Source organism: Hansschlegelia beijingensis, from assembly GCF_045505405.1.
GTDB classification, from domain to species: domain Bacteria; phylum Pseudomonadota; class Alphaproteobacteria; order Rhizobiales; family Methylopilaceae; genus Methylopila; species Methylopila beijingensis_A.
This window is the reverse complement of record NZ_JBJKEX010000592.1, coordinates 1-1013: the sequence shown is the minus strand read 5'-3', so window position 1 is coordinate 1013 and position 1013 is coordinate 1. Positions and strand designations below refer to the sequence as shown.

General features: G+C 72.6%; 1 pseudogene. It reads left to right on the top strand.

The annotated features are described in order from the left end of the window. Positions 1–1013: pseudogene (locus ACIKT0_RS18940) on the top strand (DUF4159 domain-containing protein); the annotation flags it as partial.

Below are 1013 nucleotides of genomic sequence, written 5' to 3'. Positions count from 1 at the left end.
GACGGCCGCCGAGAACACGCCGGCCGCGCTGACCGTGAAGGCCCTGCGGGCCGAGGCGGCCGGATCGGAGCCGTTCCGCGTCCGCGCCTCCGACCTCCGCGGCCGGCCGCTCGCCGAGGCCGAGGGCGCATTCGCAATCGGCGCCCGTGAAACTACCGCGACCTTCGACCTCCCCATAGAACTCCGCAACGACGTCGCGCGGCTGGAGATCGTCGGCGCGCGGTCCGCAGGGGCCGTCCAGCTCCTCGATCAACGGTCTAAACGGCGCGCTGTGGGACTCGTCACCGGAGCGACCGCCGACGTGGCCCAGCCGCTGCTGTCGCCGACCTACTATGTCTCGCGCGCGCTCAAGCCGTTCGCGGACGTGCGTGAAGCAAGCGGCCAGGGCGCCAGCCAGGCGGTCGAGAGGTTCGTCTCCGAGAAGCTCCCGGTGATCATCCTCGCGGATGTCGGCGCTCTGACGCGGGAGGCCCACGAAGCGCTTGCGGGTTGGCTGCGCAATGGCGGGGTGCTGATCCGCTTCGCCGGACCGCGTCTCGCGGGCGCGCCGGACGACGAACTTTCTCCCGTTCGCCTGCGGCAGGGAGGACGGGTGCTGGGCGGGGCGCTCGCCTGGGAGACGCCGCAGCCGCTCGCGAGCTTTTCGCCGAACGGCCCCTTCGCGCCGCTTGTCGCGCCGAATGACGTGACCGTCAGCCGCCAGGTGTTGGCCGAACCCGACGCGGAGCTTCCGGGGCGCGTGTGGGCGACGCTCGGCGACGGCACGCCGCTGGTGACGGGAGCGCGTCAGGACAAGGGCCTGAGCGTTCTCTTCCACGTCACTTCCGACACGCGCTGGTCGAACCTGCCGCTCTCGGGCGCCTTCGTGGACATGCTCCGGCGGATCGTCGACCTCGCAGGCTCCAGTCCCGCCGCGCTCGCCCCCGAAGCTGCGTCGGCGACGTCGTCCTCCGCACGGCGGCCCGCATTGCCGCCGACGCGCACCCTCGACGGCTACGGCGCCTTCCGCAGCC